The sequence below is a fragment of the Enemella evansiae genome (assembly GCF_004362375.1).
GTDB lineage: Bacteria > Actinomycetota > Actinomycetes > Propionibacteriales > Propionibacteriaceae > Enemella > Enemella evansiae.
In genome coordinates, this window is sequence record NZ_SNXA01000008.1 from 1,475,478 (window position 1) to 1,487,980 (window position 12,503).

Consider the following 12,503-nt stretch of genomic DNA (forward strand, 5'->3'; position numbering starts at 1 on the left):
CAGTGAAGCCGTACTGAATCAGCCGCGCACCCGGCGTACCCGGGTCTCGTCCCAGATCGGCTCGTCGGACTCGATCACCCGGCCCTCGGCGGTGAACACCAGGAAGCGGTCCAGCGAGCGCGCGAACCAGCGGTCGTGGGTGACCGCGAGCACCGAGCCCTCGAAGCCGGCGAGCGCGTGCTCCAACGCCTCCGCCGATTCGATGTCCAGGTTGTCGGTGGGCTCGTCGAGCAGCAGCAGCGTGGCCCCGCCGAGTTCCAGCAGCAGGATCTGCAACCGCGCCTGCTGCCCACCGGACAGGGTCTCGAAGGGTTGCTCGGCCGACCGGGCCAACTCGTAGCGATCCAGTGCCCGGGCCGCCGGTTCCTGCGGCAGCCCGTCGCGGTGTTCGTCGCCGCGGTGCAGGATGTCCAGCAGGGTACGCCCCAGCAGTTCCGGATGGTGGTGGGTCTGGGCGAACCAACCGGGTCGCACCCGCGAGCCGAGCCGGGCCACCCCGGTGCTGGCCACCGGGGCGATCTGCTCGTGATCCACCGCCACATTGCCCGGTCCCGGATCCGAACCACCGCGGGCCAGCAGCCGCAGGAAGTGCGACTTGCCCGAACCGTTGGAGCCGAGCACCCCGACCCGGTCGCCGAACCAGATCTCGGTGTCGAAGGGCTGCATCAGCCCGGTGAGCTCCAGGTCTTCGCAGACCACGGCGCGTTTCGCGGTGCGCCCACCGGCCAGCCGCATGCTGACCTGCTGGCGCAGCGGCACCGCCTCCGGCGGCCCGGCCTGTTCGAAACGATCCAGCCGGGTCTGCGCGGCCTGGTAGCGGGAGGCCATGTCGGAGTTGTAGGCCGCTTTCTGCTTGTACATCAGCATCTGCTCGCGCAGCTTCGCGTACTCCTCGTCCCAGCGGCGGCGCAGCTCGGCGAACCGTTCGAAGCGTTGTTCACGGGCCCGCGCCAGGCTGCGGTAGCCGCCGTGGTGCACCCAGAGGGTGTTCCCGGCGCGGCCCAGTTCGAGCACGGCGAGCTGGGTGGTGGCGCGGGCCAGCAGTTCGCGGTCGTGGCTGACCAGCAGCACCGTCTTCTGGGTGCCGCGCAGTTGTTCCTCCAGCCAGCGTTTGCCGGGCACGTCGAGGTAGTTGTCCGGTTCGTCGAGGATCAGCACCTCATCGGGGCCGCGGAGCAGCACCTCCAGCGCGAGCCGCTTCTGCTCGCCGCCGGAGAGGGTGTTCACCTCGCGGTACTTCGCGAGCTCGTAACCGATGCCCAGCGCGGCGGTGCAGCAGGCGTCGAAGATCACCTCGGCGTCGTAGCCACCGGCGTCGGCGTACTCGGCGAGCGCTGCGGCGTACGCCAACTGGACGGCCTCCGCATCATCGGTCATCAGCTCCAGCTCAAGCCGGTCCACCGCGGCCGCTGCATCCCGGATTCGCTGTGGAGACAGGGAATAGAGTAGATCGGACACGGTCGAGTCGTCGCGGACCGATCCGATGAACTGGCGCATCACGCCGAGCCCGCCGGAACGGCTGATGCTCCCCCGGCTCGGCGTCAGCTCGTCGGCGACCAGCCGCAGCAGGGTGGTCTTGCCGGCACCGTTGGGCCCGATCAGCCCGACGACCGCGCCATCACCCACGCGGAACGAGATCTCGTGCAGCAGCGGTCGGCCGTCCGGCAGGTCGAACGACACACCGGACAGCTCCACATGACCCATGGGTCACGATCGTAGGAGCTGTCCGGTGCGATCGCAGCCGAGTTTCCGGGTACGCCGACTGAGCGAGCGAGACGAAGCCACCCGCAGTGGGTCCACTTCGCGGCCTATCTCTCACTCCGCGGCTTGCATGCGGTCCGCGGAGTGAGAGTTGAGCCGCAGAGTCGGGGAACGGCCGGCCAGGGAGCGGGCGAGCTGCTCGATGACCGTGACTCAGTCGGCGCCGAGGTAGGTGCGCTTCACCCGGTCGTCGGTGAGCAGGGCGCGGCCGGTGTCGGAGAACATGATCGAGCCGACCTCGAGCACGTAACCGAAGTCGGCGAGCGCGAGCGCCGCCTGGGCGTTCTGCTCGACCAGCAGGATGGTCACGCCCTCGGACTGCAGCTCGGCGATCGTGGTCATGATCGTCTGGGTCATGATCGGCGACAGGCCCATCGACGGCTCGTCCAGCATCAGCAGCCGTGGCCGGCTCATCATCGCCCGGCCGATCGCCAGCATCTGCTGCTCACCGCCGGAGAAGAGCCCGGCCGGCTGATTGCGCCGCTGGCCGAGCACCTCGAACAGGTCGTAGACGCGCTGCACGTCCTTGCGCAGGTTCGTGGTGTCCTTGCGGGCGAAGGCGCCGAGCATCAGGTTGTCCTCGACGCTCATCCGCGGGAACAGCCGCCGGCCCTCCGGCGACTGCGCGATCCCCCGGGTCACCACCTGGTGCGCGGGGACGCCGTCGAGCCGCTCGCCCTCGAACCAGATCTCCCCGGCCACCGGTTTGATCAACCCGGAGATGGTGCGCAGGGTGGTCGTCTTGCCGGCCCCGTTGGTACCGAGCAGGGAGACGACCTGCCCTTCCTCGACGGAGAACGAGATGCCCTTGACCGCCTTCACCCGGCCGTAGGCGACCTCCAGGTCCTTGACCTCAAGCATCCCGCTCCCCTTCCCGGTGCGCGCCCGAATGCCGCTGCTGATCGGTCTCCTCCTGCTGCTGGGGAACCGGATCGTCGGGCGGCACGAGCCCCTCCTCCGCCAGGCTCTCCTCCAGGTTCTCGGCCGAACCGATGTAGGCCTCGATCACCCGCGGATCGGACTGCACCTCGTGCGCGGTCCCCTCCACCAGCACCTCGCCACGGACCAGGCAGCAGACCCGGTCGCAGAGGTTGAAGATGAACCGCATGTCGTGCTCGATCACCAGCACCGCCAGCCCGAGGTCGCGGATCTTGAAGATCAGCTCCTCCGCCTGCCGGGTCTCCTGCGGGTTCATGCCGGCGGTCGGCTCGTCGAGCAACAGCAGCTTGGGATCGGTGGCCAGCGCCCGCGCGATCTCCAGCCGCCGCTGGTCACCGTAGGACAGGTTGCGCGACAGCGAATCGGCGACCTTGCCCAGGCCGACGAACTCGAGCAGTTCGTGTGCCCGCTCCCGGGTCTCCCGCTCCTCCCGCCGGTGCCGCGGCAGCCGCAGGATCGCGTCCATCGCATTGGCCCGGGTCCGCGAGTAGCGGCCGACCATGACGTTCTCCAGCGCGGTCATGTTGTGGAACAGCCGGATGTTCTGGAAGGTACGGGCCATCCCCGCCATCACCACCTTGCGTGGCTTCGGCGGCAGCACCGACCCGTTGAACATCACCCGCCCACTGGTCGGCTGGTAGAGCCCGGTGAGGCAGTTGAAGAAGGTGGTCTTGCCGGCCCCGTTGGGGCCGATCAGGCCCATGATCTCGCCGTTGTGCACCTTCAGGTCGACCTTGTTGACCGCGGTCAGACCGCCGAACTGCATGGTCACCTGCTCGGCCGAGAGCAACACCTCGGCATTGCTCAGATCCGGCCGCTCGGGCCGCTCGCTCTGGATGGCGGTGCTCATGCCGACGCTCCCTTCGCAGCCTGTCCGGACCTGTCGTCGTCGTTCACGGTGGCGGCGGCCTCGGCCGCCTCCTCCTCGGCGTCATGGAACTCCAGCTGCCGCCGGCTGTCCGGGACCAGACCCTCGGGCCGGAAGCGCATCATCACGACCAGCAGCAACCCGAAGGCCAGCAACCGGTAATCGCTGACCACACGCAACTTCTCGGGCAGCAGCTTGAGGATGGTGGCACCGGCCAGCACGCCGACGATGGTGCCCATACCGCCCAGCACCACCGCGGCCAGCAGGAACGCCGACTCCAGGAAGATGTACTGGTCGGGGGTGACCGAGACGTCGGCATGTGCCTTCACCGAACCGGCCACCCCGGCCAGGAAGGCGCCGCCGGCGAAGGCCAGCAGCTTCAGCCCGAAGGTGTTCACCCCCATCGCCTCGGCGGCCTTCTCGTCCTCACGGATCGCCACCCAGCCGCGCCCGATGCGGGACCGGTTGAGGTTGGCGAACACCAGGATGATCAGTGCCAGCACCAGCAGCATCAGCCAGTAGTAGTTGGCGAAGCGGCCGATCTCCACCCCCAGGATGGTGTGCGGCTCGCCGAAGTCGAAGCCGCCCAGCTGGAGGTCGGGGATGTTGGGGATGCCGTTCGAACCGTTGATGATGTTCGGCCCGTCGTTGCCGTCCAGGTTGAGCATCGCCAACCGGAAGATCTCACCGAAGGCCAGCGTCACGATCGCCAGATAGTCACCGGAGACGCGCAGGGTCGGCGAACCGATGATCAGACCCAGCACCGCCGAGACGCAGCCCGCGATCAGCACCACCACGATGAATGGCGGCTTCCAGGCGAAGAAGGTCGCGAACGCCGACTTCGACAGCACCGCCGCGGTGAACGCGCCGGCACCGAGGAAGGCGATGTAGCCGAGGTCGAGCAGACCGGCCAGACCGACCACGATGTTCAACCCGAGCGCGGTCGCGGCAAAGATCAGCACCTGCTGGGCGACCGACATGTTGGCATCCGAGCCGTCCTGGGTGAACGGCAGCGCGAACGCCACCACGAAGGCCGACAGCACCAGCACCTGCCGGTTCTCCCGGGCGGCCCGGGACAGCCAGCCGGAGATGCCGCTGCGGACCAGCACCATCAGCACCGCGAACACGAAGACGATGAACAGCACGAAGCTGCCGCCGTCGCTGAGGCTCAGGCCGTACGCCGTGCCGGCGAGTCCGGCGGCGAGGAGCAGCACGATCGCCACGATCTGCAACCAGTGCGGGCTTTTCAGCCGATCCAGGGTGGCATCGGCGCCACCGGGCAGCAGCCGGGTGCCGGCGAACGCGATCAGCGCGGCGACCAGCGCCACATAGGCACCGGGCTCCAGGTTGATCAGACCGCCGAGCTCCAACGCGATCGCCAGGATGGTGACGATCACGAAGACCAGGCCTCCGGTGGCGGCGGCCTTCGCGGCCCGGTACCAGTCGATCCGGGTCAGGGCGGCCACCCGGTTCCGCAGCAGCGACCCGATCAGGCTGACCAGCACGATGACGCCGAGGGCCAGGAACAGGAACTGCAGGATCGACGGCCCACCCCAGTAGGTCATGTCGTCCAGCGCGTCCGCACCGTAGGCCCACTTGAGGTAGGGGGCGATGATCATCAGCACGGCACCGACCATGGCGACGATCCGGCCCGTGCCCTGCAGGCGTTCCTGCTGTTCGGGCTTGATGAGCGACTTCATGCGCGATCCACCACCCTTGCACCGAGCAGACCCTGGGGCCGGAAGACGAGCACCAGGATCAGAATGATGAACGCCCAGACGTCCTTCCAGGCCGAGGAACCGAAGGTGCCGGGGATGTAGGTGGTGGCGAAGGTCTCCACCACGCCGAGCACCAGACCACCGACGACGGCGCCGTTGATGTTGCCGATGCCGCCGAGGACCGCCGCACAGAACGCCTTCAGACCGGAGATGAAGCCCATCCGGAAGTCGATGTTGGCGTACCGCAGTCCGTGCGCCATGCCGGCGACCGCGGCCAGCGCCGCACCGACGGCGAAGGCGACCATGATCACCTTGTCCACGTTGATGCCCATCAGCCGGGCGGTATCGGGATCCTGGGAGGTGGCCTGCATGGCGCGGCCCATCTTGGTGCGGTTGACGAAGAAGTAGAGGAAGCCGGCGCACACCACCAGGGCGACCAGGGTGAACACCGACGACATCTGCACATCGACGCCGCCGAACTTCACCGAGCGCCCCGAAATCCCTTCGATGGCAGGGAATCGCAGCGCGCTCTTGGCTCCGGGGAAGAACAGGCGTACCGCCTCCTGGAGGGCCACCGAGATGCCGATCGCGGAGATCAGCGGGGCCAACCTGGGGGCATTGCGCAGTGGCCGGTACGCCAGGCGCTCGGTCAGCAGGGCGACCCCGACCGCACAGATGATGCCGCCGACCATCATCAGCGGCATCAGTACGAGCAGGGCCATCGGCGCCGACCAGCTCGTCGGCGAGCCGAGCACCATCCAGGTGGCCAGGCTGCCGAAGGCGCCGATCATGAAGATCTCGCCGTGGGCGAAGTTGATCAGCTGAACGATGCCGTAGACCACGGTGTAGCCGACGGCGATCAGGCCGTACAGCGCACCGAGGGACAACCCGTTGATCAGCTGTTGCAGGAACAGGTCCATGGAGAGCTACTCACTCCTTCCGGCCAGCCGGAAGGGGCGGGGAGGATCACTCCCCGCCCCTTGCACGGTCCGACTCGAGGGCGGTCGGGCTCTGTTCGGCCGCGTTGCCGGCCGAGGGTCAGAGCCCGCTGGCCGTTACTTGAAGTCCTCGGTCTTGTCGGCGGTCCACTCGCCACCGCTGACCTTGTAGACGGTCAGCACGCGGGCGGTGGAATCGCCCCACTGGTCGAAGGCGACCTTGCCGGTCGCGCCCTGGAAGTCGACCTTGCCGACGGCGGCGATGGTGTCCTTGCGGGCGGACTTGGCGTCCTGCGCGGAGGCCAGCGAGGTCTTCAGACCCTGGATGATGGCGTTCGCGGCGTCGTAGGAGTACGCACCGTAGGCACCGTAGGGATCGGAGTAACCGCCGGCCTTGTAGGCGTCGACGAACTTCTTCGCCGACTCCAGCTTCTCGGTCGGCGCACCGACCGAGGTGGCCAGGTCACCGTTGGAGTTCGGGCCGGCGAGCTGGATGTACTTCGGGTCGTAGATGCCGTCGCCACCCATCAGCGGCACGTTCAGCCCGGCGCCCTTCATCTGCTGCGACAGGGGCCCGGCCTGCGGGTACTCGCCGCCGTAGTAGACGGCCTTCGGGTTGGAGGCCTTCACCTTGGAGATGACCGCGGAGAAGTCCTTGTCGTCGGGGTTGATCGTCTCGGCGGTGGTGACCTTGCCGCCCCCGGCGGTGAACGCCTCGCTGAAGGCGGAGACCAGGCCCTGGCCGTACGCCTTCTTGTCGTGGATGGTGGCGACTTCCTTGATGCCGGAATCCAGCAGGTACTTGGCCGCGAACGGGCCCTGGATGGCGTCGGTGGTGCAGGTGCGGAAGTAGTTGTCGTAGGTCCGCTTCGGGTTGGCCAGGTCGGCGCCCTTGGTGAGCGTCGGGTTGGTGTTCGCCGGCGAGATCAGGGTGACGTTGGCCGACTGGAAGATCGGCTGCACCGCCTGACCGACCGAGGAGTTCAGCGGGCCGACCGCGCCGACGACCTCGTCGTCGCTGGTCAGCTTGGTGGCGGCGTTCTTGCCGGTGTCCGGCTTGCCCTCGTCGTCCTCGGCGACCAGCTCGAGCTTCCAGCCCGGGATGGTGTTGTTGGCGTTGGCCTCCTTGATCGCGAGGTCCACCGAGTTCCTGATGCCGATGCCCAGCGGGGACAGGTCACCCGAGAGCGGAGCCACCACACCGATCTTGGCGGTCTTGGTGCCACCGCCACCCGACCCGCCGCCGCTGCCGCTCTCGGCGCGGCTGCCGCACGCGGTGACGGCCAGCGAGGCCGCGAGCAGGGATGCCCCTGCGATCATCATCCGACGGTTCACGTCTGTCCTCCTGGATCTCGCACCCCGCGACCGTGCGGGGGCATCTCTGTCGAGCCGTGAGAAACAGTAGGTCCCATTTGCGGCCGTCATGCGAGTGACAGCACCTTGTTGATACGAGTTCGTTACCAACAGGTACTGATTGTCACAAACGGTGACCCAAACCGATGCGGAATCGTGTCCGTGGCGGGCTTGGCTGACGGCCGGAGGCCTAGTAGTCCCCGGCCGTCGACGATCAGCGCTTCTTGTTCTTCTTGGCCAGGTCGATGACGCCCTCGGCGACCTCGCGCATCGACTTGCGCATGTCCATCGCGCTCTTCTGGATCCAGCGGAAGGCCTCGGGTTCGCTCATCTTGAACTGCTGCTGCAGCAGGCCCTTGGCCTGGTCGACCGCCTTGCGGGACTCGAGCCGCTCCTCCAGATCGGTGACCTCGTCCTCGACCGCCCGGATCTCGGCGTACCGGGCCATCGCGATCTCGATCGCGGGCACCACGTCGGAGGCGTCGAACGGCTTCACCACATAGGCCATCGCGCCGGCCTCGCGGGCCCGCTCGACGAGTTCGCGCTGGCTGAACGCGGTCAGCATCACCACCGGGGCGATCCGCTCCTCGGCGATCGTCGAGGCCGCGGTGATGCCGTCCTGCTTGGGCATCTTGACGTCCATCACGACCAGGTCGGGATCGAGCTCGCGGGCCATCTCGACCGCGGCCTCACCGTCGGCGGCCTCGCCGACGACCTCGTAACCCTGCTCGGTGAGCAGTTCGACGAGGTCGAGCCGGATCAGGGCCTCGTCCTCGGCGACCAGGACCCGGGGCTTCGCCTTCCCGGTGGGCGTGTCACCGGCCTTGGCGTCGGTGGCCTGGCTGGGGGTGTCTGGGGTGCTGGTCTTTTCGGTCACCAGACGATTCTCCCTCGCGGGTTCAAGGTTGCGCAAAATATCCGCGTGTGCGCGCCCCGAGTCGAGCCGCTAGAGTGGATCAGCACCTTGCCGGGGTGGCGGAACGGTATACGCGGACGGCTCAAACCCGTCTGGCCTTGATCGGCCTTAGGGGTTCGAATCCCCTCCTCGGTACGACGAAAGGAACAGGCGTACGCCCAGCTGGGCGTACGCCTGTTGTCGTCCGGTCGCTCAGATCTCCCCGTCCCAGTCGGACCGGGTCGTCTCCGACAGCGGCGGCTGGATCCGGTGCACCCGCAGCGCATTGGTCTTGCCCGGGATGCCGACCGGGGAGCCGGCCACGATCACCACCCGGTCACCGACCGAGATCCGTGCCGACTCGATCAGCGCCTTGTCCACCAGTTGGACCATTTCATCGGTCGTGTCGACCTCGGGGATGTGGAAGGACTGCACGCCCCAGACCAGGGTCAGCACCTGCCGGGTCTTGTCCTCGGGGGTGAACACCAGGATCGGGATCGAGGCGCGCAGCCGGGCCAGCCGACGGGCGGTGTCACCGGACTTGGTGAAGGCGACCAGATATTTCACACCCAGCCGCTCCCCCACCTCGACCGCCGCCTTGGCGATCACACCGCCGGTGGTGTGCGGATCCCAGTCGATGCTGGCGATCCGGTCGGTGCCGGCGGCCTCGGTCTTGGTCACGATCCGTGCCATGGTCTGGACCGCGACGACCGGATAGGTGCCCACCGAGGTCTCCCCCGACAGCATCACCGCATCGGCACCGTCGAGCACCGCATTCGCGACATCGGAGGCCTCGGCGCGGGTCGGCCGCGGCGCGCTGATCATCGACTCCAGCATCTGGGTGGCGACGATCACCGGCTTGGCCATCCGACGGCAGGTGGTGATGATCGTCTTCTGCGCCAGCGGCACATCCTCCAGCGGCAGCTCGACGCCCAGGTCACCGCGGGCCACCATGATCGCGTCGAAGGCATCGACGATCTCGTCGATGGCGGCCACCGCCTGCGGCTTCTCCACCTTGGCGATCACCGGTACCCGGCGGCCCTCCTCGCGCATCACCTGATGCACGATTTTCACGTCCTCGGCCGACCGGACGAACGACAGCGCCACCATGTCGAACTCGTTGCGCAGCGCCCAGCGCAGGTCCTCGATGTCCTTCTCGGTCATCGCCGGCACGTTCACCGCGACCCCGGGCAGGTTGATGCCCTTGTTGTTGCTGACCGGGCCGCCGACGGTGACCCGGGTGATCACATCGGTAGCGGTCACGCTCTCCGCGCGCAGCTGGATCCGGCCGTCGTCGATCAGGATCACATCGCCGGGGCTGACGTCACCGGGCAACCCCTTGAAGGTGGTCGAGCAGCGCGTCGCGTCACCGGGGATGTCGTCGGTGGTGATGGTGAACCGGTCGCCGTAGGTGAGGGTGACCTGGCCCTCGGCGAACCGGCCCAGCCGGATCTTCGGCCCCTGCAGGTCGGCCAGGATGCCGACCGGCCGGCCGACGTGACTGGCCGCCCGGCGCAGGTCGGCCAGATTCCGGGCATGCTCGGAATGGTCGCCGTGGCTCATGTTGAAACGGGCCACGTTCATGCCCGCCTCGACGAGTTCTGTCAGTCGCTCCACGCCCGAAGTGGCCGGGCCGAGCGTGCACACAATTTTCGCTCTCCGCACACCTTCGACCCTATCAACGCGGTGACCTGTCGGTCAGCCCGCCGACAGGCCCTTGGATCAACTCGCGCGCAGCTGTTCCAACGCGTGGGAAAGATCGTCGGGATAGTCCGACTCGAAGCTCACGTACTCCCCGGTGCCGGGATGGATGAAGCCGAGGCGTACCGCATGCAACCACTGCCGTTCCAGCCCGAGCCGGGCCGCCAGCTTCGGGTCACCGCCATAGGTCGGGTCGCCGACGCAGGGATGCTTGATGGCGGCCATGTGCACCCGGATCTGATGGGTACGCCCGGTCTCCAGATGGATCTCCAGCAGGGTCGCCGCGACCATCGCCTCGAGCGTCTCGTAGTGGGTCACCGAGTGTCGGCCGGTGGCGGTGATCGCCATCTTCCAGTCCGCCCCGGGATGCCGCCCGATCGGTGCCTCGATGGTGCCGTCGAAGGGGTCCGGGTGCCCCTGCACGACCGCGTGATAGGTCTTGTCGACGGTGCGGTCCCGGAAGGCCTGTTTGAGCACCGTGTACGCCTGCTCGCTCTTGGCCAGCACCATCAGCCCGGAGGTGCCGACGTCCAGCCGCTGCACCACGCCCTGGCGTTCCGGCGCGCCGGAGGTGGAGATCCGGAACCCGGCCCCGGCCAGGTGCTCGGTGACCGACGGGCCGTCCCAGCCCAGCGAGGGATGCGCGGCGACGCCGACAGGTTTGTCGACCACGACGATGTCGCGGTCGTCGTGCACGATCCGGACGCCCTCGACGACCTCGGGGGTGACCGGTACGCCGGCGGTCACCTCCGGCAGCAGCACCTCCAGCATCGCCCCGGAGCGCACCCGGTCGGACTTGCCGACCGGCGTACCGTCCAGGCTGACCTGGCCCTCGCCGGCCAGCTCGGCGACCCGGCTGCGGGACAGGCCGAGCATCCGGGCCGCGGCCGCGTCGACCCGCTCACCGTCCAGCCCGTCGGGGACCAGCAGGATCCGGGACTGCCCGCTCATCGGACCGGGTCACCCGGCTCGGGATCGGCGCCGGCGGCGCTGGTCTCGGTCTTGTCGGTCTTGTCGGTCTTGCCGCTCTTGTCTTCGCGGCCCGGTTCCGGCGTACCGTCCATGGCGATCCCGCGGACCACCCAGATCAGCATGATCAGGATCGCCCCGGAGACCACGCAGACGTCGGCCAGGTTGAAGATCGGCCAGCGCGGCAGCATCAGCATGTCGACCACGTGACCGCGGCCGAAACCGGGTGGGCGGAAGAGTCGGTCGATCAGGTTGCCGGTGATCCCGGCCACCACCAGACCCAGCCCGATCGCCCAGCCCCGGTGGCGCACCTTCGGCACCACGAACCAGAGCAGACCGACCAGCACCAGGAAGGCGAGCACGGTGAAGACCGGGGTGAAGCCGGCACCGATGGAGAACGCCGCCCCGGGGTTGCGGATCAGATAGAGCTGCAGCACCCACCCCAGCAGCGGTTTCGGATCGGCCGGGGCGAGGTACTGGATCGCCAGGATCTTGGTCACCACATCGGCGGCGATCCCGATCAGGGCCGCGGTGGTGAAGGTGGCCACCGCGGCGCGGCGGCTGATCACCCGGGCGCGCGGGGCGCTGGATCCGCTCATCGCCTCTCGTGCCGCTGCTTGCAGACCACACACATGGTGGCGCGCGGGTAGACCTGCAACCGGCCCTTGCCGATCGGTTCCCCGCAGCTCTCGCACCAGCCGTAGAGCCCCTGGTCGATCAACCGCAGGGCGTGCTCGGTCTGGGTGAGCATCTCCCGGGCGGCCGCGGCCAGCGACATCTCCTGGTCCCGCTCGAAGTTGGCCGAGCCGACATCGGCGGCGTCCCGGCCGGCGCCGTCGGCACCGTCGGCGAGCAGCTCCTGCAGCTCGGCCTCGGCGAGCTCGATCGAGCGGCGGTGCTTGACCACCTCGGCCTCGAGATCGTTGCGGACCTCATCCAGCTCGGCCCGGGTCCACTTGTCCTCACCCTGGCGTACCGGGAACTCCGACGGCTTGCTGGCCGGCTTGCGGTTCGGGTCGAGCCCGCGGGGTGCGGTGTCGGCGGCGGCCTGCTTCGCCGGTGCCTGCTTGGCCGGGGCCTTCTTGGTCGCCGGCTTCTCGTCCGAGGTCGGCTGCTTGGCCGGCGCCTTCTTGGTCGCGGTCTGCTTGGCCGGGGTCGCCTGTTTCGTCGCGCTGGCCTGCTTCGCCGGGGCCGCCTTGCTCGCGGGGGCCTTCTTGGCGGTGGTCTTCTTGGCCGCGGACGACTTCTTGGCCGGGCTCGTCGCCTTCGCCGGGGCCTTCTTGGCCGCCGGCTTCTTGGCCGCGGAGGCCTTCTCGGCCTTCTTGGCAGTGGGCATCAACGGGCTCCTTCTCGGGGCTTCA

Annotated in this window: 11 protein-coding genes and 1 tRNA gene; 1 reads left to right on the forward strand and 11 read right to left on the reverse strand. The window is 68.3% G+C overall.

Going from position 1 to position 12,503, the window contains the following annotated elements:
* Window positions 1-18 precede the first annotated feature (18 nt).
* From C8D81_RS07615 to C8D81_RS07645, 7 genes are all read right to left on the reverse strand, one after another.
* On the reverse strand, window positions 19-1,704 hold the full coding sequence (locus C8D81_RS07615; RefSeq protein WP_094405386.1) for an ABC-F family ATP-binding cassette domain-containing protein: 1,686 nt from the start codon (window positions 1,702-1,704) through the stop codon (window positions 19-21).
* A 210-nt stretch (window positions 1,705-1,914) separates the two neighbouring features.
* Window positions 1,915-2,622 (reverse strand): ABC transporter ATP-binding protein, encoded by a 708-nt coding sequence (locus tag C8D81_RS07620; protein ID WP_094361017.1) that lies wholly within the window; start codon window positions 2,620-2,622, stop codon window positions 1,915-1,917.
* Window positions 2,615-3,550: an ABC transporter ATP-binding protein gene (locus C8D81_RS07625; protein ID WP_166646708.1), complete on the reverse strand. Its 936-nt coding sequence runs from the start codon at window positions 3,548-3,550 to the stop codon at window positions 2,615-2,617. The genes C8D81_RS07620 and C8D81_RS07625 overlap by 8 nt, the downstream gene beginning before the upstream one ends.
* On the reverse strand, window positions 3,547-5,268 hold the full coding sequence (locus C8D81_RS07630; protein ID WP_094425955.1) for a branched-chain amino acid ABC transporter permease: 1,722 nt from the start codon (window positions 5,266-5,268) through the stop codon (window positions 3,547-3,549). Before C8D81_RS07630 ends, C8D81_RS07625 begins: the two co-directional genes overlap by 4 nt.
* The gene (locus tag C8D81_RS07635; protein WP_094361021.1) at window positions 5,265-6,206 is read right to left on the reverse strand and encodes a branched-chain amino acid ABC transporter permease; all 942 of its coding nucleotides are present in this window, start codon (window positions 6,204-6,206) and stop codon (window positions 5,265-5,267) included. Before C8D81_RS07635 ends, C8D81_RS07630 begins: the two co-directional genes overlap by 4 nt.
* Window positions 6,207-6,341: 135 nt before the next feature.
* A complete protein-coding gene (locus C8D81_RS07640) occupies window positions 6,342-7,559 on the reverse strand; it encodes a branched-chain amino acid ABC transporter substrate-binding protein (RefSeq protein ID WP_208109141.1) in 1,218 nt (405 codons plus the stop codon).
* A 232-nt stretch (window positions 7,560-7,791) separates the two neighbouring features.
* Window positions 7,792-8,361 carry an ANTAR domain-containing response regulator gene (locus C8D81_RS07645; RefSeq protein WP_229117837.1) on the reverse strand — a complete coding sequence of 190 codons (570 nt, stop codon included), beginning with the start codon at window positions 8,359-8,361 and terminating at the stop codon, window positions 7,792-7,794.
* Window positions 8,362-8,543: 182 nt separating this feature from the next.
* Between C8D81_RS07645 and C8D81_RS07650 the strand changes: the two genes are divergently transcribed.
* A tRNA-Leu gene (locus C8D81_RS07650) sits at window positions 8,544-8,628 on the forward strand.
* 57 nt (window positions 8,629-8,685) lie between these two features.
* Here C8D81_RS07650 and pyk read toward each other — a convergent pair.
* From pyk to C8D81_RS21845, 4 genes are read right to left on the reverse strand one after another with little or no spacing between them, the layout of a single operon-like run.
* The gene (gene pyk, locus C8D81_RS07655; RefSeq protein ID WP_094433116.1) at window positions 8,686-10,137 is read right to left on the reverse strand and encodes a pyruvate kinase; all 1,452 of its coding nucleotides are present in this window, start codon (window positions 10,135-10,137) and stop codon (window positions 8,686-8,688) included.
* A gap of 57 nt (window positions 10,138-10,194) precedes the next feature.
* Window positions 10,195-11,124, reverse strand: a complete 930-nt coding sequence (locus C8D81_RS07660) for an RluA family pseudouridine synthase (RefSeq protein ID WP_094433118.1) — start codon at window positions 11,122-11,124, stop codon at window positions 10,195-10,197.
* A complete protein-coding gene (lspA, locus tag C8D81_RS07665; protein WP_094433120.1) occupies window positions 11,121-11,741 on the reverse strand; it encodes a signal peptidase II in 621 nt (206 codons plus the stop codon). Before lspA ends, C8D81_RS07660 begins: the two co-directional genes overlap by 4 nt.
* Entirely contained in the window at window positions 11,738-12,478 is a 741-nt protein-coding gene (locus tag C8D81_RS21845; protein WP_094405390.1) for a TraR/DksA family transcriptional regulator, read from the reverse strand. Before C8D81_RS21845 ends, lspA begins: the two co-directional genes overlap by 4 nt.
* Between the last annotated feature and the right edge of the window lie 25 nt (window positions 12,479-12,503).

Bases quoted from the DNA above. Each gene is read 5' to 3' on its own strand.
- C8D81_RS07615 (WP_094405386.1), bottom strand. From the start codon at position 1,704: ATGGGTCATGTGGAGCTGTCCGGTGTGTCGTTCGACCTGCCGGACGGC.
- C8D81_RS07620 (WP_094361017.1), bottom strand. From the start codon at position 2,622: ATGCTTGAGGTCAAGGACCTGGAGGTCGCCTACGGCCGGGTGAAGGCG.
- C8D81_RS07625 (WP_166646708.1), bottom strand. From the start codon at position 3,550: ATGAGCACCGCCATCCAGAGCGAGCGGCCCGAGCGGCCGGATCTGAGC.
- C8D81_RS07630 (WP_094425955.1), bottom strand. From the start codon at position 5,268: ATGAAGTCGCTCATCAAGCCCGAACAGCAGGAACGCCTGCAGGGCACG.
- C8D81_RS07635 (WP_094361021.1), bottom strand. From the start codon at position 6,206: ATGGACCTGTTCCTGCAACAGCTGATCAACGGGTTGTCCCTCGGTGCG.
- C8D81_RS07660 (WP_094433118.1), bottom strand. From the start codon at position 11,124: ATGAGCGGGCAGTCCCGGATCCTGCTGGTCCCCGACGGGCTGGACGGT.
- lspA (WP_094433120.1), bottom strand. From the start codon at position 11,741: ATGAGCGGATCCAGCGCCCCGCGCGCCCGGGTGATCAGCCGCCGCGCC.
- C8D81_RS21845 (WP_094405390.1), bottom strand. From the start codon at position 12,478: ATGCCCACTGCCAAGAAGGCCGAGAAGGCCTCCGCGGCCAAGAAGCCG.